Genomic DNA, 23,844 nt, shown 5'->3' with positions numbered 1-23,844 from the left:
ATGACGAGGATCGCGAAGGTGGAGACCTTCCTGGTCGCGCCGCGCTGGCTGTTCGTCCGGATCGAGACGGAGTCCGGCATCGTCGGCTGGGGTGAGGCGACCTGCGAGGGCCGGTCCGAGACCGTACGCACGGCCGTCGACCAGCTCAGCGAACTGCTCACGGGTCGCGACGCGCTGCGTATCGAGGACCACTGGCAGGTGTTGACCAAGGGGTCCTTCTACCGGGGTGGCCCGATCCTGGCCAGCGCGGTGTCCGGTCTGGACCAGGCGCTCTGGGACATCGCCGGCAAGCACTACGGCGCCCCGGTGCACCAACTCCTCGGCGGGCCGGTCCGGGACCGGATCCGGGTCTACGGCTGGATCGGCGGCGACGAGCCCGCCGAGATCCGCGACCAGATCAGCGCCCGGGTCGAGGCGGGCCTGACCGCGGTGAAGATGAACGCGTCCGGGCCGATGGGCGCGCTCGCCTCGGTCGCCGACCTCGACGCGGTGGTGCGGCGGGTGGCCGTCGCCCGTGAGGTTCTCGGCGACGACCGCGACGTCGCCGTCGACTTCCACGGCCGGTTCACTCTCGCCAACGTCCGGCGGGTCGCCCCGCTGCTGGAGCCGTACCGGCCGTTCTTCCTGGAAGAACCGGTGGTGCCGGAGAACTCACACCTGATCGGTGAGGTCGTCCGCTGCACCACCACCCCCATCTCCACCGGGGAGCGGCTCTACAGCCGGCAGGAGTTCCTGCCCGTGCTGCAGGCCGGCATCGCCGTGGCCCAACCGGACCTCGCGCACGCCAGCGGCATCACCGAGGTTCGCAAGATCGCCACGTTGGCCGAGGTGTACGACGTGCAGCTGGCCCCGCACTGCCCGCTCGGGCCGATCGCCCTCGCCGCCTGCCTCCAGGTCGGCTTCGCCACGCCCAACTTCCTGATCCAGGAACAGAGCATCGGCATCCACTACAACCAGGGCGCCGAGGTGCTCGACTACTGCCTCGACCAGACCCCGCTGACCTTCGTCGACGGGTACGTGGCCCGGCTGACCGCCCCCGGCCTCGGCATCGAGATCGACGAACACGCGGTGCGGACCGCTGACAAGCGCGGGCACGCCTGGCGCAGCCCCACCTGGCGGCACCCCGACGGCTCCTATGCGGAGTGGTGAGACCCCGACCGGCACTAACGGAAAGGCCCCCAGTGAAGATCGTCGCAGCAGACGTCATCGTGTCCAGCCCCGACCGGAACTTCGTCACCCTGAAGATCACCACCGACGAGGGGATCACCGGTCTGGGCGACGCCACGCTCAACGGCCGTGAACTCTCCGTCGCCTCGTACCTGCGCGACCACGTCGCCCCGCTGCTGATGGGGCGCGACGCGCACCGGATCGAGGACACCTGGCAGTTCCTGTACCGGTCGGCGTACTGGCGGCGAGGCCCGGTCACCATGGCGGCCATCGCCGCGGTGGACGTCGCACTCTGGGACGTCAAGGCCAAGGCTGCCGGCATGCCGCTGTACCAACTGCTGGGCGGCGCGTCCCGCACCGGCATCATGGCGTACGGGCACGCCTCGGGTCGCGACCTTCCCGAGCTGTTCGACTCGATCCGCCGCCACCTCGACGAGGGCTTCCGGTCGATCCGGGTGCAGACCTCGGTGCCGGGCATCAACGCGGTCTACGGCGTGGCCGCGCAGCCCAGCGCCACCGGCCAGCGCTACGACTACGAACCCGCCCAGCGCACCCCGCTGCCCGCCGAGGAGGACTGGGACACCCGCGCGTACCTGCGCCACCTGCCGTCGGTCTTCGAGGCGGTACGCAACGAGTTCGGCCCGGAGCTGCCGCTGCTGCACGACGGGCACCACCGCATGACGCCGATCCAGGCCGCCAAGCTCGGCAAGGCCCTCGAACCGTACGACCTGTTCTGGCTGGAGGACTGCACCCCGGCCGAGAACCAGGAGGCGCTGCGGTTGGTCCGCCAGCACACCACCACCCCGCTGGCCATCGGCGAGGTCTTCAACACCGTGTGGGACTACCAGACCCTGATCCGTGAGCAGTTGATCGACTACGTCCGGTCCGCCGTCACCCACACCGGTGGCATCACCGCCATGCGCAAGCTGCTCGACTTCGCCGCCCAGTACCAGATCAAGTCCGGCATCCATGGCCCCACCGACATCTCCCCGGTGGGTATGGCGGCGGCGCTGCACCTGGACCTGGCCATCCACAACTTCGGGATCCAGGAGTACATGAAGCACACCCCGCTGGCCAACGAGGTGTTCCGGCAGTCGTTCACCTTCACCGACGGCTACCTGCACCCGGGCGACCAACCGGGGCTCGGGGTGGAGCTCGACGAGGAGGCGGCGGCCCGGTTCCCGTACGAGCCGGCGTACCTGCCGTTCAACCGGCTCAAGGACGGCACGGTCCATGACTGGTGAGCGGCGCGGCGCCCGGCCCACCCGGCACGTCGTGGTGATGGGCGTCTCCGGGGCCGGCAAGACCACCGTGGCACGCGGGATCAGCGCGGCGACCGGGTTGACGTTCGCCGAGGCGGACGAGTTCCACTCCCCGGAGAACGTGGCGCGGATGCGGTCCGGCGTGCCGCTGGACGATGCCACCCGGGCGCCCTGGCTGCGGGACATCGCCGCATGGATCGCCGACCGTGGCGCGGAGGGCCGTTCGACGGTGCTCGCCTGCTCGGCGTTGAAGCGGTCGTACCGCGACGTGCTCCGTCGGGGCCCGCTCCCTGTGGACTTCGTGCACCTGGACGGGCCGGCGGAGGTCATCCGGGCGCGACTGGCAAAGCGCGAGGGGCACTACATGCCGGCCAGTCTGCTGGAGTCGCAGCTGGCCACGTTGGAACCGGCCGGGCCGGACGAGTCGGTGCTCGTCCTCGATCTCTCGTCGGCCCCGGAGGTCCTGGTCGCGGCGGCCGTCAAGGGTCTCGGCCTGCCCTGTTCGGTGTCGGGTGGGTGAGCACCGGGCCCGCACCTCCGACCCCATCACTGAGGTGTTAGGTTAGCCTTTCCTAATCATCAGTGGAGTCCGCCGCCGTGCCCTCATCGATTCGCACATGACAGTCGCCGAGACCACCGGCGGTGCCGTGCTGCGTCGCGCGCTGCGTCGACAGCGCGCCCGGGTGGCCGCCGGCATCGCGCTGCTCTGCACCCACCAGGCCACCGAAGCTCTCGTCCCGGTGGCCATCGGCGTGGTCATCGACCGCGCGGTGGCCACCGGGGACGTCCGCGCCCTGCTGCTCTCGCTGGCCGGGCTGGCCGCCCTGTTCACGGTGCTCGCCTTCGCCTACCGGGCCGGCGCGCGACTGGCGTTCGCCGCCGTGGAACACGAGGCGCACACCACCCGGGTCGAGATCGTCCGCAGCGCCCTCGACCCGCGGGGACGCCGCTCGGGCCTGCGCGACGGCGAACTGCTGTCCGTGACGGCCTCCGACGCCGAGCTCTCCGCGCTCGTCGTGCGCGTCGCCGGACTCACCGCCGCCGCGCTCACCGCCATCGTGGTCGCCGCCGTCGCCCTGCTCGTCGTCGACATTCCCCTCGGGCTCGGGGTGCTCATCGGCGTACCCCTGCTTGTCGTCGCCCTGCAGCGGATGGCGCCGCTGCTCACCCGGCGCAGCACGTCGCAGCAGGAGGCGCTCGCCGCCACCACCGCCCTCGCCGTCGACCTCGTCACCGGCCTGCGCGTGCTGCGCGGCATCGGCGCACAGGACCACGCCGCCCGTCGGTACGCGGGGGCCAGCCGCCACGCGCTCGACGTCACCCTGCGCGCCGCCACCACCAAGGGCCTGCACCTCGGGCTCACCACCACCGTCAACGGCCTCTTCCTCGCGACGGTCGCCGGATTCGCCGGTTGGCTCGCGTTGCAGGGCCGACTCACCATCGGCGAGCTGGTGGCGGTGGTCGGGCTGGCCCAGTTCATCGCCGAGCCGGTCCAGACGCTCGGGTACTGCGTCCAGCTGTTCGCCATGGCCCGCGCCTCCGCGGGGCGGGTCGCCCGGGTCCTCGGTGCCGCGCCGGTCGTCCAGCCGGGTGACGCCGGGCCGCCCGCCCCGGGCCCGTCACGGCTCGCCCTCGACGGGGTCAGCTACGCGGGCCTCGACGACGTCAACCTGCGCGTCGGGGCCGGTGAGATCCTGGGCCTTCTCGCCTACGACCCGAGCGACGCCGAGGCGCTGGTCGCGTTGCTGGCCGGCCGGGTGCCCCGCGCGGAGCACCGGGGGACGCTCCGCGTCGACGGCGTACCCGCCGACGAGCTGCACATCGATGCCGCGCGCGCCACGATCCTCGTCGAGCAGCACGACGTGGCGCTGTTCGAGGGGACGCTGCGCAACAATCTGTGCGCCGGGACCTCCGTCGACGACGAGGTCCTGCGTGCCGCCGTCCGCGCCGCCGCCGCCGAGGACGTGCTCGCCGCGCACCCGCACGGACTGGACCGCCTGCTCACCGAACGCGGCGCGAACCTCTCCGGCGGGCAGCGGCAGCGGATCGGGCTGGCCCGGGCGCTCGTCGCCGACCCGCCGGTGCTGGTGCTGCACAACCCCACCACGGCGGTCGACTCGGTGACCGAAGGGCTGCTCGCCGCGCGACTGGCCACGGCTCGGGGGACGGGAACCCGGGGCACGGTGCTGATCACCACCAGTCCGGCGCTGTTGCGGATCACCGACCGGGTCGCGGTGATCGACCGGGGACGGGTCGTCGCCGAGGGCCCGCACGAGCTGTTGCTCGCCAGCGACGCCCGCTACCGCGAGGAGACCCTGCGATGACGGCCGAGCCGATCAGCCGGCACCTGCTGCCGACGGCCACCGGCCGGCAGACCTGGGCCGCCCTGCGCACCGAGCTGGCCCTCCTGCCGGGGCTCAGCGCCGTCGCCGGCACGTTGCTGGTCGCCGCGGCCGCGACCGGGCTGGTCGCTCCCTGGGTGCTCGGCCGCCTCGTCGACGACGTCATCGCCGGCACCGACACACCGACGGTGCTGGGCTGGGCCGGTGTGATCGCGGGCGCCGCCGTGCTCGCGGGGCTCCTCACCGCGGCCGGCGCCGCGGTCGCCGCGCGCCTCGGCGAGACCGTGCTGGCCCGACTCCGGGAACGGGTCCTCGACCGCGCCCTGCACCTGCCGTCGGCCACCCTGGAGCGGGCCGGCACCGGGGACCTGGTGGCCCGCGCCGGCGACGACGTGGCAGTGGTGACGAACGTGATCGCCACCAGCGGCCCCGCCTTCCTCGGCGCGCTGCTGTCCGTGGTGCTGACCGCGGCCGGGCTCTTCGCCCTCGACTGGCGGCTCGGCATCGCCGGATTGGTCGCGGCCCCGGCGTACGCGCTGGCGCTGCGCTGGTACCTCCGGCGATCCGTGCCGTACTACGCCCGGGAGCGGGTGGCGACGGGCGAGCGGGCGCAGGCGACCGCCGAGGCGCTGCGGGGCGCGGCGACAGTGCGCGCCTACCGGATGGAGGACGCCCACGTCGCCCGGATCGCGGATCGCTCCGGCGTCGCCCGCGACCTGTCCCTGGAGATCTTCGGCCTCTACACCCGCTTCGGGTTGCGCATCAACCGCTCGGAGTTCGTGGGGCTCGCCGCCGTGCTGCTCGCCGGCTTCCTGCTGGTCCGCGGCGACCTGGCCACCGTCGGTGCCGCCACCACCGCCGCGCTCTACTTCCACCGCCTCTTCAACCCCATCGGCCTGCTGCTGTTCGAGTCGGACTCGGTGTTGCAGGCCGGGGCCAGCCTGGCCCGACTCGTCGGGGTCACCACCCTGCCGGACACCGCGGCCCCCAGCGACGCCGAGCCCACCCGCCGCGATCGGGCCGAACCGGCGGCACTGGAGGTGACCGTCGCGGAGCACCGCTACGACGACGGGCCGGTCGTGCTGCGCGACATCACCCTGCGGCTCAACCCCGGGGAGCGCGTCGCTCTCGTCGGCGCGAGCGGCGCGGGCAAGAGCACCCTGGCCGGCATCATCGCCGGCATCATCGCGCCCACCCACGGTGCGGTCACCCTGCGCGGCGTGCCGCTGGCCCAGCTCGACGAGCACCGCCTCCGTCGCGAGATCGCCCTGATCAGCCAGGAGGTGCACGTCTTCGCCGGGCCGCTCGCCGACGACCTGCGCCTGGCCGCCCCGGACGCCACCGACGCCGAGATCACCACCGCCCTCGACCGGGTCGGCGCCACCGAGTGGGTGCGGGGCCTGCCGGACGGCCTCAACCCCCCGGTGGGGGAGGGCGGTCGGCAGCTCACCTCGGCCCAGGCCCAGCAGCTCGCGCTGGCCCGCCTCGTCCTCGCCGATCCGGCGGTGGCGGTCCTCGACGAGGCCACCGCCGAGGCGGGCAGCGCGGGCGCCCGGGACCTCGACCGCGCCGCGGTGGCCGCCACCGAGGGCCGTACGACGCTGGTCGTCGCCCACCGTCTCAGCCAGGCGGCCACCGCGGACCGCATCGTCGTCCTGGACCACGGGCGCGTCGCCGAGCACGGGACGCACGCCGAGCTGCTCAGCGCCGGGGGCGGATACAGCCAGCTGTGGCGGTCGTGGCGCATGCCCGACCTCGCGGTGCCGAGAGAACGCGAGAGCGCGGACCAACCCGTCCCGCGCTGAGTGGCCCGCCGGCGCTCGTCGCGTCGGACATCCGCCAGACCAGTCGAAGGTGGGACGCCCGGGAACTTTTCCGGCTCCGGCGGCGACCACCAGAGTGCGCGGCCGATCGGCGGCGTTCCGACGACGGCATCTCGGCATGAAGGAGCGCCCGGTGGCACACAGGACGGTGGTCGGTGCGCAACGGTGTCGTTGACGACGACCAGGTGACCCGGTGGGCGCGGCAGGCGGGTCAGGGTGACGGGCAGGCCGCCACGGCGTTCATCCGGGCACTGCAGGACCAGGTCTGGCGGTTCCTGTCGCACCTGGCCGGGCCGGGGGAGGCCGACGACCTGACCCAGGAGACGTTCCTGCGGGCATTTCGCAACCTTCCCGGCTTCGCCGGCCGCTCGTCGGCCCGCACCTGGGTGTTCACCATCGCCCGGCGCGTCGCCGTGGATCACGTCCGGACGGCGGTGGCCCGACCGAGGACGGCGTCGGTGCCGGACTGGCAGGCGGCGGCCGAGGCCGCCGGTGCGATCACCACCGACGCCGACGAGGAAGTGACGCTGCACCAGCTGATCGCCGGCCTGACCCGGGAGCGGCGTGAGGCGTTCGTCGCCACCCAGGTGCTCGGCCTGTCCTACGCCGAGGCGGCGGACGTCTGCCAGTGCCCGGTCGGCACGATCCGCTCCCGGGTCGCCCGGGCGCGCGAGGATCTCGCCGCCGCCTGGCGCGCCGACACCGACCCGGGCCACGAGCGACGAACCGGCTGAGGGTGGATACTGCCGCAATGACTGTGCGGCGTTCCCTGTTCCTGCACTCGGAGCTGCGCCGTCGGCCGCACGACCTCCTGCGGTCGATGCTGGCCCAGGTCGACCCGGCCACGCCGCCGAACGGACCGGACGGGCCGGTGGCCGCCCTCGAACGGCGGGTGGCCTCCCTGCTCGGCACCGACGAAGCGCTGTTCTTCCCCACCGGGACGATGGCCCAGCAGGTGGCCCTGCGCATCCACGCCGACCGGCGCGGCAGGCGGGCCTTCGCCGCCCACCCGCAGTGTCACCTGGAGGTCTGGGAACAGCAGGGGTACGCCGTCGTGCACGGGCTGCGCTTCCAGCCTGTCGGCGACCGCAACCGACTGATGACACTGGCCGATCTCACCGCCGTCGCCGAACCACTCGCGGCGGTGCTCTGGGAGCTGCCGCAACGCGACATCGGCGGACTGCTGCCGCAGTGGGACGACCTCGTCGCGCAGACCGAGGCGATGCGTGAGCGCGGCGCCGCCATCCACCTCGACGGCGCCCGCCTCTGGGAGGCGCAGACGTACTACCAGCGGCCGTTCGCCGAGATCGCCGCGCTGTTCGACAGCGGTTACGTCTCGTTCTACAAGGGACTGCAGGGCGTCGGCGGTGCCGCGCTCGCCGGGGACACCGCACTGGTGGCCGAGGCCCGGGTGTGGCGTCGTCGGCTCGGCGGCGACGTCTACGACGCGTGGCCGTTGGCCCTCACCGCGCTGCACGGCCTGGACACCCTGCTGCCCCGGCTACCGGCGCACCGGGAGCACGCGGTGGCGATCGCGGCGGCCATCAACGCCGACGGGGTGGCCCGCGCCTACCCGGAACCACCGCAGACGCCCCTGTTCCACGTCCACCTCCCGGTCGGCCCGGACGCCGCGACCCGGGCCGCCGACGCGCTGCTCGCCGCCGACGGGGTGGAGTTGTTCGGCCGCGTACGCTCGGCGCCGGCACCGGACCGGTGCTCGTTCGAGGTCAGCGTCGGCGAGAACGCCATGGACCTCAGCCCCGACGAGGTCGTCGGGTTCCTTCACGAACTGCTGCGCCACGCCACCTGAACGGGGCGGGCCCGGTTCCTGGTCGTCCAGGAACCGAGCCCACCCCGCCCGGTCTCGGTGGGTCACCCCAGGCGGGCCTCGATGGCCTCGATGATGCGTGGACGCAGCTCGGCGGCGCGGATGACGGCGTCCACCGAGCCGACCTCGACGGCACGGTGGATGTTGTGCACCCGATCGAACTCGGCGGCCACCTCGCTGAGCTTCTCCGCGCGCACCGACGAACGCAGCTCGTCGAGCTCCGCCGTCAGCGCGGCGCGTTCGGTGCCGGCCGCGGCGGCGGCGCGGGCCTCCAGGTCCCGCACCCGCGGGTCGGCCGACGTACGGGCGTTGACGTCGGCGGAGAACACCACAGCGGCGGCGGGTGCGCCACCGAGCACCGAGGCGAACGAGCCCTCTAGCGCCAGCACCGTCATGTTCGGGTTCAGCGCCTTCGAGAACACCACGAACGCACCGCCGTGGTAGCGCGAGATCACGCAGAAGACGATGGGACCCCGGAAGTTCACGATCGCCCGGCCGATCTCAGCGCCGTACTCCAGTTGCAGCTTGCGCATCGACTCCGGTGAGCCGTCGAAGCCGGACAGGTTCGCCAGCACCACGAGCGGTCGGTTGCCGCTGGCCGCGTTGATCGCCCGCGCGGCCTTCTTCGACGAGCGGGGGAAGAGCGTGCCCGCCGTGTAGGTGTCCGGACCGTCGGTGGGCGGGAAGCCGTGCCGCGGCACCGACCGGGACTCGATGCCGAGCAGGCAGACCGGGATACCACCGAGGTGGACGTCCTGCACGACGGCGGTGTCCGCGTCCGCCATGCCGGCCCAGCGCTCCAGCACCGGGTGGTCCTGGTCGGAGAGGGCCCGCATCACCGTCCGGATGTCGAACGGCTTCTTGCGGTCCGGGTTGGACTCGGCGGAGAAGATCTCCCCGACGGTGGCGAAGGCACTGCCCGCCACGTCGTGCGGGAAGTCGGAGATGTCCCGGTCGGTCGGGTCGGCGGTGACCGCCCGTCGGGGCGCGTCCTCGCCGGGCGCGACGTACGTGTGGTCGTAGTGGGCCATCACCACGTCGCGGGCGGCGGTCAGGTTCGGCGCCCAGTACTGCGCCTGCCCGTTCGGCCCCATCACCCGGTCGTAGCCGCCGATGCCGAAGTTGTCCTCGGCCGACACGCCGCCGGAGAAGTCGAGCGACTGCTTACCGGTGAGCACCATCGCCGAGTCCGGCGTCATCACCAGGATGCCCTTGGTGTGCATGAGCATCGTCGCCTCGGCGTTCCAGTACGGCTGCGCGCCGACGTTGATGCCCGCGACCACGATGTTGATCTCACCGCCGGCCTGGGTGAACTCGACGATCCGCTTGAGGGCCGCCGCCACCCAGTCCATGTTCTCCGTGCCGGAGGTCATCGAGATCCGCGCCCCGGCGGACAGCGCCCACCACTCCAGCGGCACCTGCATCCGCTCGGCCAGGTCCAGTGCGGCGATCACGCGCCGGCACTCCGGCTCCGACAGAGCGCCCAGCGACTTCGTCGGGTCGCCCAGCAGCACCACCCGGGTGACGCCCTGCGGGTGCCGCTCGGTCGGCGTGGTGACCACCCCGGCCACGATGGCAGCGGCGTTGCGGCCCTTCGGCCGGTCCACCGGCGTCAGCACGTGGTCGTCGTCGAGGTCGTGCTCGACGAAGTCACCGAGCCGGCCGGTCAGCTCGTACGGGTACACGGTGTTGCGGCTGCTGGCCCGCAGCACCTTGAGCCGGTACTCGTCGAGTGGCTCGATCGGCTCGACCGGCGGTTCCCCGATGGTCAGGTCGGCGCCGCCCGCGGCGTCGAACGAGATCCGTACGGCGATCCTGGTCAGCTCACCGGTGCGGCGGTCGCGCTGCCGCGCGATGAACAGGATCTCCTCCAGGCCGGCACCCGCTGTCGTCGGGCGCACCCGCCCGGCGATCATCTTCATCTCCTCGCGGGTCAGCTCGCTCGGCGGCCACACGTAGACCACGATCCGGTTGGTGTTGAAGCGCGTCTTCGACGGCCGCCGCGACTGGGCGCGGCGGATCGAGTCGAGGCAGGCGGCGATGGCGTCCTCGGTGGTCGGCAGCGCGACCAGGCGGCCGTCCTGCTCCCGCAGTTCGGTGAGGTCACGCACCTGCGCGAACGCGACGAGGCGCTCGTCGGCCCGGTTCTCCCGGGCGACGCACTGGAAGAGGTAGACCTCCTCGTCCGACGACGGCAGCCGGGTCAGGTCGAACTTGTGCAGCCGCTCCAGCTGCATCCGCTGCGCGATGTACGGGTGCAGCCCACGGATCAGCCGGTCCTCGGTCAACTGGTCGCCCGACGGGCGGAAGGTGAAGTGGTGGTGCATCACCGCACCGCCGCGACCCGCGACGGTGGTGGTCACCCGCCGGACCTCAGGTGGCAGCGGGTGCGCGGCGATGACCTCGGCCAGCGCCGCCGCCATCGCGTCGAAGTCCTCCGGCTGGTTCTCCCAGCCGAGGTAGATGTCGGCGTCGACGGCGTCCTCGCCGGCGGCCAGCTCGGCCAGCCCGCGCAGGGCGCTGCCCAGCGCGTCGAAGCGCACCGCGGCGGATACCACGCTCGAGTCGGCGCGTTCGGCGACCACGAACGTGCAGTCCGCGACCGCACGGGTACGCACGCTGGTGAGCGACCGGTTGCCGTAGTACCGCCGGGTCAGCACCTCCAACATGACCGCGTTGTCGAGGTGGTCCCGAACGAGCCGCTGGCCGAGCAGCCGGACCAGCGGCTCGGTGCTGCGTACCATCTCGGCGATGCGCTCGGCGCGGTCCGGCGCGTCCGGCTGCGCGTCCAGGTGCCGCAGGTGGCCACGGACCTCGGCGTAGACGCGGGCGCGGTTGCGGCGCAGCAGCGGCTGGGCGAACCAGGCGAACACCACGCCACGGGCGAGGTCCGCGACCACGGGGAAACGGACCTGCGTCGCGGCGATCAGCCGCTCCAGGGCGAGGCCGGCCGGCTCGCGCAGCGTCTCGTCCGGCGGGGTCTCCCGCAGCCAGGCGCGCAGCAGTGCCGCGATGACCTGCGCGTCCGCGGACGCGCGTTGTTGAGCGAGGAAGATCCGGAAGACGGCGGCCTCAAGGGCGGGGGTGCGGTCCAGGTCGGTGACGCCGTAGCGGCTGAGCGCCTTGCCGAGCCTGGTCTGGAAGGCGTCCGGCAGCCCGGCCCGCTCGACGTCGAGGCTCTGCAGGTAGGTGTGGAAGTACTCCCGGGCGCTGTGGACGTGCGCGGCGCCGCCGTCCTCGCCCGTCGGCCGGTTGCGGCTCAGCTCGGCGAGATCGGCGAACACCTCGATGAGGTCGAGTTCGGCGGCCAACGTGGACTGGCCGGCCTCGATGGCCGCCCGCCGCGCGGTGAGGTAGCCGTCGAGCACCCGGCTGTCGTCGTGCGGGTCGACGTCGAAGCCGAGCAGCAGACCGCGCAGGTCCTCCTGACCGCGCCTGCTGCGCTCGGACGCCGGGACGTCCGTGGCGGCGCTGGGCAGGTCCAGTTCGACGGTGTCGGCGGTCGGGTCGCCGGCGGTCTCCTCGGCGTCGTCCGCGAGCGGCTCCAGGCGCAGCAGCGGCGCGCCCGCCTCCACCTGGCTGCCCACCGAGACGGCGCACTCCTTCAGCCGCGCCTTGAACGGCGCCCGCAGCACCGTCTCCATCTTCATCGCTTCCAGCACCAGCACCGGCGCGCCCGCCTCGACCTCGGCGCCGATCTCCAGTGGCGTGGCGACGACCAGCGCGGGCATCGGAGAGCGCAGGACACCGCCCTCATCCCGGCTGACCCGGTGCGTCACGCCGTCCACCTCGACCAGGTGGGTCGGCCCGTACGTGCCGGTGAGCAGCCGGTATCGGACGCCGTTGACGACGATCTGACCGGTGTGCCGGTCGAAGCGGTCGAGTTCGACGTCGGCGGTGCGCACGACCGGACCGGTCTCGATGCCGACCCGGAAGCGGTGCGCGCCGACCCGGGCCACCCGGGTGCGGTACCCGACGCCGCGCAGCTTGAGGTCCAACGGCCGGCCGCTGGCGTGCTGCACCTGGGGGCGTCCGCCGGCTGCCGTCGACAGCAGCCGCTGCCGCTCGACGCGCTCCTCCTCCTCGTACGCCTCGATGGCGGCGGCCGCCAGGGCGACAGCGGAGTGGCGGTGCGTGACGAGCCGGCCCTCGCCGCGGACGCGGTCGATCCAGCCGGTGTCCGCGCTGGCGTCGATCACCTCGGGCTGGTCGAGCAGGTCGAGCACGAAGCTCTTGTTCGTCGCCCCACCCTCGATGATCACCGTGGTGTTCGCCATGGCCCGGCGCAGCTTGCCGAGCGCCTCGTCACGGTCGCGGCCGTACGCGATGATCTTCGCGATCATCGAGTCGAAGTCGGCCGGGATGGTGTCGCCCTCGCTGACGCCGGTGTCCACCCGGATGCCGGGGCCGCTGGGCAGGTCCAACCGGGCGATGCGGCCGGGCGACGGCGCGAAGTCACGGTCGGGGTCCTCGGCGTTGAGCCGCGCCTCGATGGCGTGCCCGCGCTCGGCCGGCGGCGCACCGACGAGGCGTCCACCGGAGGCGACGTGCAGCTGTGCCTTGACCAGGTCGAACCCGGTGGTCAGCTCGGTGATCGGGTGTTCGACCTGCAGGCGGGTGTTGACCTCGAGGAACGCGAACAACCGGTCACCGGGGTGGTAGAGGAACTCGACGGTCGCCGCGCCGCGGTAACCGACCGCCACGGCCAGCCGCTCGGCCGACGTCTTCAGCTCGGCGGCCTGCGCCGGGTCGAGCACCGGCGACGCCGACTCCTCGATGACCTTCTGGTTGCGTCGCTGCACCGAGCAGTCGCGGACACCGAGCGCCCACGCGGTGCCCTGCCCGTCGGCGATCACCTGGACCTCGACGTGCCGGGCCCCGGTGACCAGGCGCTCCAGGAAGACGATGCCGCTGCCGAACGCCCGTGCCGCCTCCTGGCTGGTGCGCTCGTAGGCGTCGACCAGCTCGGCCTCGTTCCTGATCACGCGGATGCCGCGCCCGCCACCCCCGGCGGTCGCCTTCAGCATCAGCGGGTAGCCGATCTCGGCTGCCGCGGACCGGGCGGCGGCGAGGGTCTCGACAGCGCCACGGCTCCAGGGCGCGACCGGCACGCCGACCTTCTCGGCGATCAGCTTCGAGCCGATCTTGTCGCCGAGCTGGCGCATGGCGTCCGCGCTCGGCCCGACGAAGGTGACGCCGATCTTCTCGCACAGCTCGGCGAACGCCGGGTCCTCGGCGACGAAGCCCCAGCCGACCCAGGCGGCGTCGGCCCCGGTCTCGGTCAGTGCGCGCTCCAGCACCGCCAGGTTGAGGTAGGGGCGCGCCGACGCCGGGCCGAGATCGTAGGCGATGTCCGCTTCGCGGACGAATGTGGCGTTGCGGTCGACGTCGGTGTAGAGAGCCACCGTTTCGAGCTGGATGCCGGTCTCCGCGGCCAACTCGCGGACCGCGTGGATGAGCCGCATGGCGGCTTCACCACGGTTGACGATGGCGACACGGTTGAACACCCGAAAGACCCCTTAGCTAGACCTCGACCTGCATGCCGCGAGACGACGGCTCCCCGCAGTGATCACCTTTCCGCGTGGCGGCGGCCAGCGCTATGGCGCAACCACCGAACCAACAGTCGCTCAGTTGTAGGAAGTGCACAAAACTTTTTGGCGTCCCCGGGGAGGGCGTCGACCTCCACCGACCCACCCCGGCCGGGACCGCCACGGTACCCGCCACGTGCGCAGCGGCGGCCACGCGCCGGCGGCGCACCCGCAACTGTCACCCCCGGTCGGACAATCAGGTCGACCGAAGGGACCCGGTGACAGTTCTCGACACCCGGGCGCTCAACCGCGCGACGCTCGCCCGGCAGCTGCTGCTCGACCGCGCCGACCTGCCCGCGCTCGACGCCGTCGCCCACCTCGGTGGCCTCCAGGCCCAGGAGCCGCAGGAGCCGTTCATCGGGCTCTGGTCGCGGCTGCGCGCGTTCGATCCGACGGTGCTGTCGACGTTGCTGACCGAGCGACACGTGGTGCGGACGCACCTCATGCGCCGCACGGTCCACCTGCTCACCGCCGACGACGCCGTGGCCTGGCGCCCCCGCCACGACGCCATGCTGCGACAGCGGGTGCTCGGGGTCTACCGCGGCGAGCTCGACGGGGTGGATCTCGACGACCTCACCGCTGCTGCCCGGGCGTTGATGGCCGACGGCGAGCCGCGTTCGATGCCGGAGATCGGGCGGGCGCTCGCCGAGCACTGGCCGGCGTCGGAGCCACGGGCGTTGGGCGAGATGGCTGTCGCACTGCTCCCGATGGCGCAGTTGCCGCCGCGCGGGGTGTGGCGGGCGAAGGCGGGCGTGCGCTACGTCCTGCTCGCCGCGTGGCTCGACCGGGAACTCGAACCGTCGAGCGCGCAGAGCGCCGATCCGGTCGGTCAGGTGCTCGTACGCCGCTATCTGGCCGCCTTCGGCCCGGCTGCCTCGGCCGACCTGCGGGCCTGGTGCGGCCTCGCCGGGTTGCCGGCTTCGGTGACCGCGATGCGCGACGAGCTGGTCACCTTCCGCGACGAGCGCGGCCGGAAGCTGATCGACCTCCCCGACGCGCCGCGCCCCGACCCGGACACGCCCGCCCCGGTGCGGTTCCTGCCGGCGTTCGACAACGCGATCCTCGGCTACGACGACCGCAGCCGGATCATCGACGACGCGCACCGTCTCCTCTCGGTGGCCGGTGAGCGCGTGGTGCTCGTCGACGGTCGGGTCGCGGCGACCTGGACCGTCGAGTCGGGCACGGTGACCGTCAGCCCACTGCGAGGGCTCTCCCGGGCCGAACGGGAGGCCGTGGGGGAGCAGGGGCAGGCACTCGCGTCCTTCCTCTCCGACCACGAGAGCGACCGGGTGCGGGTCGACCCGTCTCCCTGACGACGGACGATGGGATCGTGTTGTATCGATTCCTGTCGACTGCCATGCTGTGGTTCGGTAGTGCGCGGGGAGCCAGCGCGCACCAGTTCTCCTCCGGTCCACAGGGCGCACGAGGTGGCCACGTCACCCGTGCCGGGCAGCCTCGTCGGCGACCGGAAACCGAGCGCGGCACCGGCCACCCCCTCGGTCATCGGTGCCCGGCAACCACGGAGGTACCGATGCTTCGCATGTTCCTCGCTGTCACGACCATGGCGCTGGCCGCCTGGGCCGGGACGACCACCGCCGCCGAGGCGACGCCCACGCCGTCTTCCACCCCGACACCGACGCCGACACCGACGCCGACCTGCCCGCCGGCGTTGCCGATCAGCGCGAGCGTGGCCGGGGCCACCACCACGAGCCTGACCATCTCGTACTCCATCTTCTTCCGCCCGCCCTGCGGCTACGACCCGCCGATGACCGTCAGCCTCTTCACCAGCCGCGAGGACGCCCAACAGTGGCGGGCCGTCGTCGCCGAGGGTGTCTCCGGGCCGGAGCGCAACGGCTCGGTGACCATCGACCGGCTGACGCCCGGCACCGAGTACTGGTACCGGTTCACCGACGTGGAGGGCCGGCGGGACCCGTACGTGATCGCCTCGGGGCGCACCGCCCCGCTGACCTCGTGCCGTGCGACGGCCACGATCGACACCCACTGGGGCGGCGGCTTCGTCGCGACGGTCACCGTCCGCAACACCGGGACGCTGCCGCTGGACCGGTGGCGCGTCTCCTGGCGGTGGTCCGGTGACGAGCGGGTCCAGGCGGCCTGGGGTGGGGTGGCCGAGACGACCGGCACCGACGTCACGGTGCGCAACGCGTCGTACAACGGGGCGCTGGCGCTGGACACGGCGACGACCTTCGGTCTGCTCGTGGCGACCAGTGCGGTGCCCGACGGCCTGACCCTGACGTGTGAGCGGTGAACGACGTCCGCCCCGCTCCGGCGCGACGGCGGGAGCGGGGCGGACGTCGTGCCGGTCAGGGCTTGCGGGCCACCGCGCCGTAGGCGTCGATCCCCACGGCGTCGGGAGTCTCCGGTCGCCACAGCGGGATCGGCACCAGGCCCGGCTCCACCATCATCAACCCGTCGAAGCAGCTTTCGAGCTCCTCCGGGCTGCGCAGGATGTACGGGACGCCGCCGCTCTGCGCCAGCCGCTCGGCTCCGGAGACCACCGCCGGGCTGGTGTTGGTGCCGTCCCAGAGCACCAGGTGCGACCCGGACGGCACCGCGTCCATCGTCCGCCCGACGATCGAGCGCACCACGTCCAGGTCGGGCTCGTAGCCCATCACGCCCATGTACATCACGGCGATGGGCTGGTCGAAGTCGAGCGTCTGCGCCGCCTCGGCGAGGATCTTCTCCGGGTCGTGGTAGTCGGCCGGGACGTAGGTGGTGACCCCTTCCGAGGTCGTGCTGGCCAGCAGCGCCCGCGCGTGCACCAGCACCATCGGGTCGTTGTCCACGTAGACGATGCGCGAGTCGGGCGCGACGGCCTGGGCGACCGCGTGCGTGTTCTGCATGGTGGGCAGGCCGGTGCCGATGTCCAGGAACTGCCGGATGCCCGCCTCGGCCGCGAGGTGGTGGACCGCCCGCACCAGGAACACGCGGGACTGCTGTGCCATGAGGACGATCTCCGGGTAGACCTCGGCGACGGCGTCGCCGGCTGCCCGGTCGGACTGGAAGTTGTCCTTGCCACCCATCCAGTAGTTCCAGATCCGTGCCGCGTGCGGCACGTCGGGCTGAAGTTTCGCGGCGAGTTCGGGGTCCGGGCCGGCCATGCCTGGCTCCTATCGAGGGGTCGTCAGCTGGAGGTCACCACGGCGGTACGACCGGGATCGTACTCCGCGGGTGTCCACACTCGACCGGGGGAGGACGCGCCGTCGGCCTGCGGATCGGCCGCTGTCACCGGTGGGCAACCCCGTTCTGGTACGCCCACACGACGGTCTGCAGCCGGTCCCGGGCGCCGATCTTCGCCATCGCCCGCCCGAGGTGCGACTTGACCGTGCTGGTCTCGATGAAGAGCTGCTCGGCGATCTCGACGTTCGACAGGCCCTGGGCGAGCAACTCCACGATCTCGGTCTCCCGCGCGGTCAACTGGTGCGCCGCCGCGGCGTCCGATCGGGGAGCGGGCGTACGCCTGGCGAACTCCGAGATCACCCGGCGGGTGACGGCCTGGTCGACGAGCCCGTAGCCGCTGGCCAGGCGACGGATCGCCTCGATCAGGTCCTCGGGCTCACAGTCCTTGAGGATGAACCCGCTGGCACCGGACTCCAACGCGCCGAAGACGTACTCGTCGAGGTCGAAGGTCGTCACGACGAGTACCGCCGGTGGCGTCCCGGTCGCCTCGGCGACGATCCGCCGGGTAGCGGTGAGCCCGTCGCCGTGCGGCATCCGGACGTCCATGCAGATGACGTCCGGTTGCAGCCGGCGGGCCAGTTCCACAGCTGCGGACCCGCTCGACGCCTCCGCCACGACCTCGATCTCACCGTCCTGTTCCAGGATGACGCGGAAGCCGGCGCGGACCACGGCCTGGTCGTCGACGAGCATCACTCTGATCATGCTGGGGCCTCTTCCTTCGGCCGTGAGGTGGCGGGACCGTTCGTCGGAAGTGTCGCGGTGACCGACCAGCCACCGGCAGCCGTCGGCCCGGCGGCGAACGTCGCCCCGATCAGCTGGGCGCGCTCGCGCATGCCCACCAGGCCGACACCACCGGTTCGCGCCGCCGGCACGCGCCGCGGCGCGGCCGGGTCGTTCACCACCTCCAGCGACACCGAGCGGGGCGCGAAGCGGAGCACCACCCGTGCCGCGGCGCCCGGGGCGTGCTGGCGGGCGTTGCTGAGCGACTCCTGCGCGATCCGGTAGAGCGCGACGTCGGCGATCGGCGGCACCTCGCGTTGTTCGCCCTCCCGGACGAACTCCACCGGGCCGGCGAGGCTGCCCGCGGTGCGCACCAGGTCGTCGAGCATGCCCAGCCCCGGGACCGGGGCGGCACCGTCGCCGCCCTCGTGCCCCGGTCTGCCGCGCAGCACACCGACGACCAGCCGCAGGTTGTCCAGGGTCTCCTTGCCCTGACTGCGGATCCAGGCCACGCCGGCCTTCGCGGCCGCCGGGTCCCGGTCGATCAGCCGCTCGACCGCGGCGGCCTGCACGACCATGCCGGAGAGGTGGTGGGCCGCCACGTCGTGCAACTCGCGGGCCATCCGGGATCGCTCCGCACCGATCGCCGCCTGGACCTTCGTGTGCTGCTCCCGGATCGCCTCGTCCGCGCGGACCCGGACCAACTCGACGTAGCGGCGGTGGGTGGCCACGTAACCGCCGACGAAGGTCGCGCTGGCGTAGGTCAGGGCGCTCGCCGAGACGTACGCGAGTGCCGTCAGCACGTCCGGGATCACCACGACGGCCACCCCGATCGACTCGACCGCCACGGCCACCCCGACGGCCAGCAGCGCACGCCGAACCGGCAGCAACGACCCGACGGTGTACGCCGCGATGAACGGGGCGAGGCCCCGGATCGTCGCCTCCTCGGGCAGGGAGACGCCGATGATGGGCAGCTGAAGGCCGACGATGAGCGCGAGGCAGAGCAGTGGCCGGACCCGACGCAGGCACAGCAGCATCGCCTGCGCGCTGCACACGGCGATGAGCAGCCCGGCCCGCGCCGGGTCGAACGTCACCCCCTCCGCCGGTGCCACGAACCGGAACAGCACCGTCAGCAGGACGAACGTCGAGACGGTCAGCGTCGCCGCCAGCAGGCAGTCGCGGGGGAACACTCCGGTCAACCCGAGCCGGGTGAGCCGTCCGTCGAGCCACTTCGTCAGTCGGTGGGTGCCGGGTTCGGTGTCGGTGTGATCCCTCATGCGGTGCGCATCCTTGCTCCGGATCGTCCCGGGTCGGGCGGGTCAGTAGGAGATGCTAGGCGCGAGCAGCTGGAACTCCACGGCGAACCAGCCCGCGGCGGCGAGCGCGAGCACTGTCAGCCCGCTGCCGACGATCCGCCGCCAGCCGACGTGGCGTCGCACGTCGTCGACCAGCCGGACCGTGGCGGGCAGCACCCCGAGCAGGCCGATCAGCTGCAGCACCTGGATGGTGCGCAGGGCGCCACCGGGAACGTCCTGCAGGCTCATGATGCTGATGATGCTCAGCACCCAACCGGCGAACGCGAGCAGCGTGCCGGCGACGGCGAGGCGGCTCAGGATCCGCGCGGTACGCCCCGCCCGGTCCCGGGGCGCGCGACCCAGTCGACGGCGGACGATCGCGCCGACCGGCCAGGACAGCACGGTGAGCAGCAGCACGACTGTCGACACGGCCAGCACCGGGACAGCCAACGCGGAGGCGCGGGCGGGCTCGACGGGCAGCAATGTGAACGCGGAGTCGAAACTGATCGCCTCGACCCGGTCGTCGCTCGCCCGCATGGCGATCGTGCGCTGCCCGCCGACCTCACGCCAGACCCAGGGCGCCACCTCCTCGTAGCGGGCGGGGGAGTCGGAGAGCGGACCCGGCACCATCAGCAACCGGTTACCGTCGGTGACGCTGACCGTGGTCCGACCGACCAGGCCGATCGCCGTCAGGAAGTTGCTCCGGATCGCCCGTGATGACTCGTACGTGCCGGCCGCCAGCGCGGCGTGCGTGGCGGTGGTCTCCGGGTCCACAGTGGTTCCCGGCTGGTCGTCACCGGCGGGGAAGTAGCGGTCGGCGAAGCCGTTCACGATCGACTCGCGAAGCTCCTGGCTGTCGAGCGCGCCGGAGCCGTTGCTGTTGAGGGAGAGGAAGATGCCGGCCCGGTCGTCGGGGTAGATCTGCAGGTGGGAGTGGAAGTACTTGGTGTCGCCGCCGTGGCCGAGGATCCGGTGGCCGTTACGGTCCTCGGTGAAGAAGCCGAGGGTCATCCGGGGTCCGTCGGCCAGCGTGCCCAGCGCCGTCGAGTCGAGTGCCGGCCGCTGCATCAGGTCGCGGGTGGGTTTGTCCAGCAGGGGCGCGAAGCCCACCGGCTCGCCGAGCTGGGCGATCATGAATCGCGCCATGTCCGTCGCCGGGGCGCTCAACGCACCGGGCGGGGGCGTGCCGACGATCTCGAACGGCGCGGCGGGCCCGGCGGAGGTGTCGTACCCGTTGGACATCCGGTCGCGCAGCGCCGCCGGGAGGGGCTGCTCGAAGGTCGACGACGGCATGCCCGCGCGGTCCAGGATGTTGCGCTGGACGTACTCCTCGAAGCGCGTCCCGCTGACCCGTTCGACGATGTACCCGGCGAGGGCGTTGCTGTAGTTGGAGTAGGCGGGGACGGTGCCAGGCTCGTAGATCTGCTCGGGCGGGTCGGTCGCCAGGGCCTTGCGCAGGTCGACGGTGCCGCCCTCGGTGCCGATGAGGCCGGCGATCCGCTCCTCGAAGCCGGCGGTGTGCGTCAGCAGGTGCCGCAGGGTGACGGCCCGCTCGTAGTGGCGCGGCAGGTCGAAATCGAGGTACGTCTCGACGTCGGCGTCGAGGTCGAGCTTCCCGCTCTGTACGAGTTGCAGCACGGCGGTGGCGGTGACCAGCTTCGACACCGATCCCATCCGGAACAGGTGCCGGTCCGGGTCGACCGGCACGGCCGGGTCACCGTCGGCACCGGTGTCGGCGTACCCGTACCCCCGGGTTGTGACGATCTTGCCGTCGTGCACGACGGCGATCGTGGCGCCGGCGATGCCGGTGCGGTCCAGCGCCGCCGGCAGCAGGCCGTCGAGCCAGGCGTTGACGTCGGTGTCGGTCAGAGCCGAACCCGCCCCGCCGCTGGCCGCGGGTGCCGCCGGAGCGGCGATGGGCGGTGCGGGATTGTGCTGCGGTGCGCCGCAGCCGGCGACGCTCACGGCGATGACGACGGTGGCCGCCACCACCGCGCCGAGCCGGACGAAAGGTCGCCCCGACCGGGGTGAGCCGGGGGCGGGAAGAGGACGTGATCGCATCGTCTGCCAGTGCCTTTCCTGGCTAACGGGTGTCCGGAGCAGGTCCGTACGGCGTCACCCGAAGCCATGGAACAAGCCTGTTCGAGGGATCGGCCCCCGCCATCTGGCGCAGGACGGCACTGCGCCTACGACCTGAGGAGGAGGGGCGGCTGCGCCGATGGTGGGGCGGCACCGCCCTCGTTGCCGCTCCGGTCGCCCCGATCTGCGGGTTTGCCCTCGATCGAGGGACATCGTTTGACTTGGGCGCCAAGCACATCTTTGATAGTCAATGTGTCTGTTCGGCGTGGTCGGGCGCCTGGTCGCCTGGGTGGGCCGGTCGATGCCCTGACCCTGGAGGCCTGATGCGAGTCATCGCGTGGAGAACCCCGAGCCGCCCACGACGGCGGCTGTTGCCGGTGGCGATGGCGGCGGTAACGCTGCTGAACCTGGCCGTTGGTGTGCCGGCGGCCGCCGCGGCGCCGTCGACCGTCGTCGGTGTGGCCAGCGGTCGGTGCCTGGACGTGGTCGGCAACGTCAGAACAGCCGGGGCCGGCATCAACATCTACGACTGCAATGGTCAGGCCAACCAGGCGTGGACCTTCACCTCAAGCGGCGAGCTGCGGGTCTACGACGAGACGATGTGCCTGGACGTCGTCGGCCAGGACACCACCGCACCGGCCGCGCTGCAGATCAACAGCTGCACCGGAGGGGCCAACCAACGCTGGCGGATCAACACCTCCGGGACCATCGTCGGCGTCCAGTCCGGCCTGTGCCTGGACGTGACCGGCGCGGGCACCGCCAACAGCACCACCGTCGGCCTCTGGACCTGCAACGGCCAGTCCAACCAGCGGTGGACGACGTCTCTCGGCAGCGCCGACGCCCAGCCGCCGACGGCGCCAGGCAGCCCACGGGTGAGCGGCCTGACCTGCAACTCGGTGACGTTCGCCTGGAACGCCTCGACGGACAACGTCGCGGTGGCCTTCTACGACGTCTACCACGACGGCCAGCTGATGACGTCGGTGAGTGGCACGACGCTCTCCACCAATCTGACGGTGGTCGCCGGGGCGACCTGGGGCCTGTACGTCAACGCCCGCGATGCCGCCGGCAACGTGTCGCAGGCCAGTGCCACGGTGTCGATCACTCCGCCGCCCTGTCAGGCCGACAGCCAGCCGCCGACGGCGCCGCAACAGCTCACCGGCACCGCGTCGGGCACCACGGTGACGCTGCGCTGGACAGCGTCGACCGACAACATCGGGGTTCGGGCGTACGACATCTACCGGGCTGGCGTGAAGGTGGGAACGGTCACCGGCACGCCGCCGGCGACCACGTTCACCGACAGTGGTCTGACGGCGAACACCTCCTACCAGTACTACGTGGTTGCTCGGGACGCACAGGACAACGCCTCGTCGCGTAGCGGCACCGCTACGGTGACCACCGGTGCGGCGTGCGCCAACCCGGTGTGCGGGGTGCGGCAGGTCAGCACCGACACCGACATCCCGTGGGGTCTGGTGACGTTGCCGGACGGCAGCGTCCTCTACAACCGGCGCGACGCGCACGACATCATCCAGCTCAACCCGACCACCGGGGCCAAGACCAACCTGGGCACGGTGCCGAACGTGCAGAGCACCGACGGTGAGGGTGGCCTGCTAGGGCTCGCCATCTCGGCCAGCTACTCCAGCGACCGTTGGCTGTACATCATGCACACCTCGCCGAGCGACAACCGCATCGTCCGGATCAGGTTGGAGAACGGGCGCCTCAACACCGCGAGCGAGCAGGTGCTCCTCACCGGTATTCGGCGTAACAAGTACCACAACGGTGGTCGGCTGCGGTTCGGCCCGGACGGCAAGCTGTACGCCAGCACCGGCGACGCACAGAACGGCAACTACGCCCAGGACCGGTCCAGCCTCGAAGGCAAGATCCTGCGGCTCAACCCGGACGGCACCGTTCCCTCGGACAACCCGTTCGGCAACTATGTGTGGAGCTACGGCCACCGCAACCCCCAGGGGCTGGCGTTCGACTCGCAGGGCCGGCTGTGGGAGCAGGAGTTCGGCAACTCGATCATGGACGAGACCAACCTGATCACCAAGGGCGGGAACTACGGCTGGCCGGCGTGTGAGGGCACCAGTGGCTCCTGCGGTACGGCCGGGTTCATCGCACCGGCGCGCACCTACCCGACTGCCGAAGGGTCCTGCTCCGGCATCACGATCGTGCGCGACGCGCTCTACGTGGCCTGTGCCCGAGGTGCTCGGATGTACCGCGCGGTGATCAGCGGCAGCAACCTGACGAACGTGCAGACGTACTTCAGCGGTACCTACGGTCGGTTGCGGACGGTGGAGCCGGCCCCCGACGGGGGACTGTGGCTGACCACCACCAACGTCGGTGACAAGGACAGCACCCCGAACAACAGCAACGAGAAGATCATGCACGTCACGCTGGGCGGCTAGGTTCGACGGCTCCGCAGACGCGATCGTGGTGCACCGAGCGACATCGGTCAGGTGATGTGGCGGAAGAGCGCCATACCACTGAGGCATGCATATGCCTCAGTGGTATGGCCGCCGTAACCGAAACTGCCCCGGACGCC

Annotated in this window: 15 protein-coding genes; 10 read left to right on the top strand and 5 right to left on the bottom strand. The window is 72.1% G+C overall.

The window, feature by feature from the left end; translation table 11 throughout:
- The 7 genes from dgoD (at nucleotide 1) to KBX26_RS01005 (ending at nucleotide 8,404) form a co-directional block, all read left to right on the top strand.
- Nucleotides 1-1,149: a galactonate dehydratase gene (dgoD, locus tag KBX26_RS01035; protein ID WP_210864452.1), complete on the top strand. Its 1,149-nt coding sequence runs from the start codon at nucleotides 1-3 to the stop codon at nucleotides 1,147-1,149.
- A 32-nt stretch (nucleotides 1,150-1,181) separates the two neighbouring features.
- Nucleotides 1,182-2,411, top strand: coding sequence for a D-mannonate dehydratase ManD (manD, locus tag KBX26_RS01030; RefSeq protein WP_030330497.1), 1,230 nt, complete (start codon nucleotides 1,182-1,184; stop codon nucleotides 2,409-2,411).
- Nucleotides 2,401-2,949 (top strand): gluconokinase, encoded by a 549-nt coding sequence (locus KBX26_RS01025; RefSeq protein WP_051708288.1) that lies wholly within the window; start codon nucleotides 2,401-2,403, stop codon nucleotides 2,947-2,949. Before manD ends, KBX26_RS01025 begins: the two co-directional genes overlap by 11 nt.
- A gap of 97 nt (nucleotides 2,950-3,046) precedes the next feature.
- A complete protein-coding gene (locus KBX26_RS01020) occupies nucleotides 3,047-4,753 on the top strand; it encodes an ABC transporter ATP-binding protein (protein WP_210864451.1) in 1,707 nt (568 codons plus the stop codon).
- A complete protein-coding gene (locus KBX26_RS01015) occupies nucleotides 4,750-6,576 on the top strand; it encodes an ABC transporter ATP-binding protein (RefSeq protein WP_210864450.1) in 1,827 nt (608 codons plus the stop codon). Before KBX26_RS01020 ends, KBX26_RS01015 begins: the two co-directional genes overlap by 4 nt.
- A 173-nt stretch (nucleotides 6,577-6,749) precedes the next feature.
- Entirely contained in the window at nucleotides 6,750-7,328 is a 579-nt protein-coding gene (locus KBX26_RS01010; RefSeq protein ID WP_210864449.1) for a sigma-70 family RNA polymerase sigma factor, read from the top strand.
- Between the two features lie 17 nt (nucleotides 7,329-7,345).
- Entirely contained in the window at nucleotides 7,346-8,404 is a 1,059-nt protein-coding gene (locus tag KBX26_RS01005; protein WP_210864448.1) for a low specificity L-threonine aldolase, read from the top strand.
- Nucleotides 8,405-8,466: 62 nt separating this feature from the next.
- On the opposite strand, the gene KBX26_RS01000 is transcribed toward KBX26_RS01005, so the two are convergent.
- Nucleotides 8,467-13,929, bottom strand: coding sequence for a carboxyl transferase domain-containing protein (locus KBX26_RS01000; RefSeq protein WP_030330491.1), 5,463 nt, complete (start codon nucleotides 13,927-13,929; stop codon nucleotides 8,467-8,469).
- 299 nt (nucleotides 13,930-14,228) lie between these two features.
- Here KBX26_RS01000 and KBX26_RS00995 point away from each other — a divergent pair, with 299 nt between their 5' ends.
- Nucleotides 14,229-15,323 carry a winged helix DNA-binding domain-containing protein gene (locus KBX26_RS00995; RefSeq protein ID WP_210864447.1) on the top strand — a complete coding sequence of 365 codons (1,095 nt, stop codon included), beginning with the start codon at nucleotides 14,229-14,231 and terminating at the stop codon, nucleotides 15,321-15,323.
- Between the two features lie 218 nt (nucleotides 15,324-15,541).
- Nucleotides 15,542-16,276, top strand: a complete 735-nt coding sequence (locus KBX26_RS00990; protein ID WP_210862201.1) for a cellulose binding domain-containing protein — start codon at nucleotides 15,542-15,544, stop codon at nucleotides 16,274-16,276.
- 55 nt (nucleotides 16,277-16,331) lie between these two features.
- Here KBX26_RS00990 and KBX26_RS00985 read toward each other — a convergent pair whose 3' ends face one another.
- From KBX26_RS00985 to KBX26_RS00970, 4 genes are all read right to left on the bottom strand, one after another.
- Nucleotides 16,332-17,129: an SAM-dependent methyltransferase gene (locus tag KBX26_RS00985; RefSeq protein WP_210864446.1), complete on the bottom strand. Its 798-nt coding sequence runs from the start codon at nucleotides 17,127-17,129 to the stop codon at nucleotides 16,332-16,334.
- 124 nt (nucleotides 17,130-17,253) lie between these two features.
- A complete protein-coding gene (locus KBX26_RS00980; RefSeq protein ID WP_030330483.1) occupies nucleotides 17,254-17,910 on the bottom strand; it encodes a response regulator transcription factor in 657 nt (218 codons plus the stop codon).
- Nucleotides 17,907-19,205: a sensor histidine kinase gene (locus KBX26_RS00975; protein WP_210864445.1), complete on the bottom strand. Its 1,299-nt coding sequence runs from the start codon at nucleotides 19,203-19,205 to the stop codon at nucleotides 17,907-17,909. Before KBX26_RS00975 ends, KBX26_RS00980 begins: the two co-directional genes overlap by 4 nt.
- 42 nt (nucleotides 19,206-19,247) lie before the next feature.
- Nucleotides 19,248-21,215 (bottom strand): serine hydrolase, encoded by a 1,968-nt coding sequence (locus KBX26_RS00970; RefSeq protein WP_210864444.1) that lies wholly within the window; start codon nucleotides 21,213-21,215, stop codon nucleotides 19,248-19,250.
- A 410-nt stretch (nucleotides 21,216-21,625) separates the two neighbouring features.
- Between KBX26_RS00970 and KBX26_RS00965 the strand changes: the two genes are divergently transcribed.
- Nucleotides 21,626-23,707: a PQQ-dependent sugar dehydrogenase gene (locus KBX26_RS00965; RefSeq protein ID WP_210860409.1), complete on the top strand. Its 2,082-nt coding sequence runs from the start codon at nucleotides 21,626-21,628 to the stop codon at nucleotides 23,705-23,707.
- Nucleotides 23,708-23,844 lie beyond the last annotated feature (137 nt).

This window comes from Micromonospora sp. C97 (assembly GCF_018070385.1).
GTDB lineage: Bacteria > Actinomycetota > Actinomycetes > Mycobacteriales > Micromonosporaceae > Micromonospora > Micromonospora parva.
This window is presented reverse-complemented; position numbering and strand designations above follow the sequence as displayed.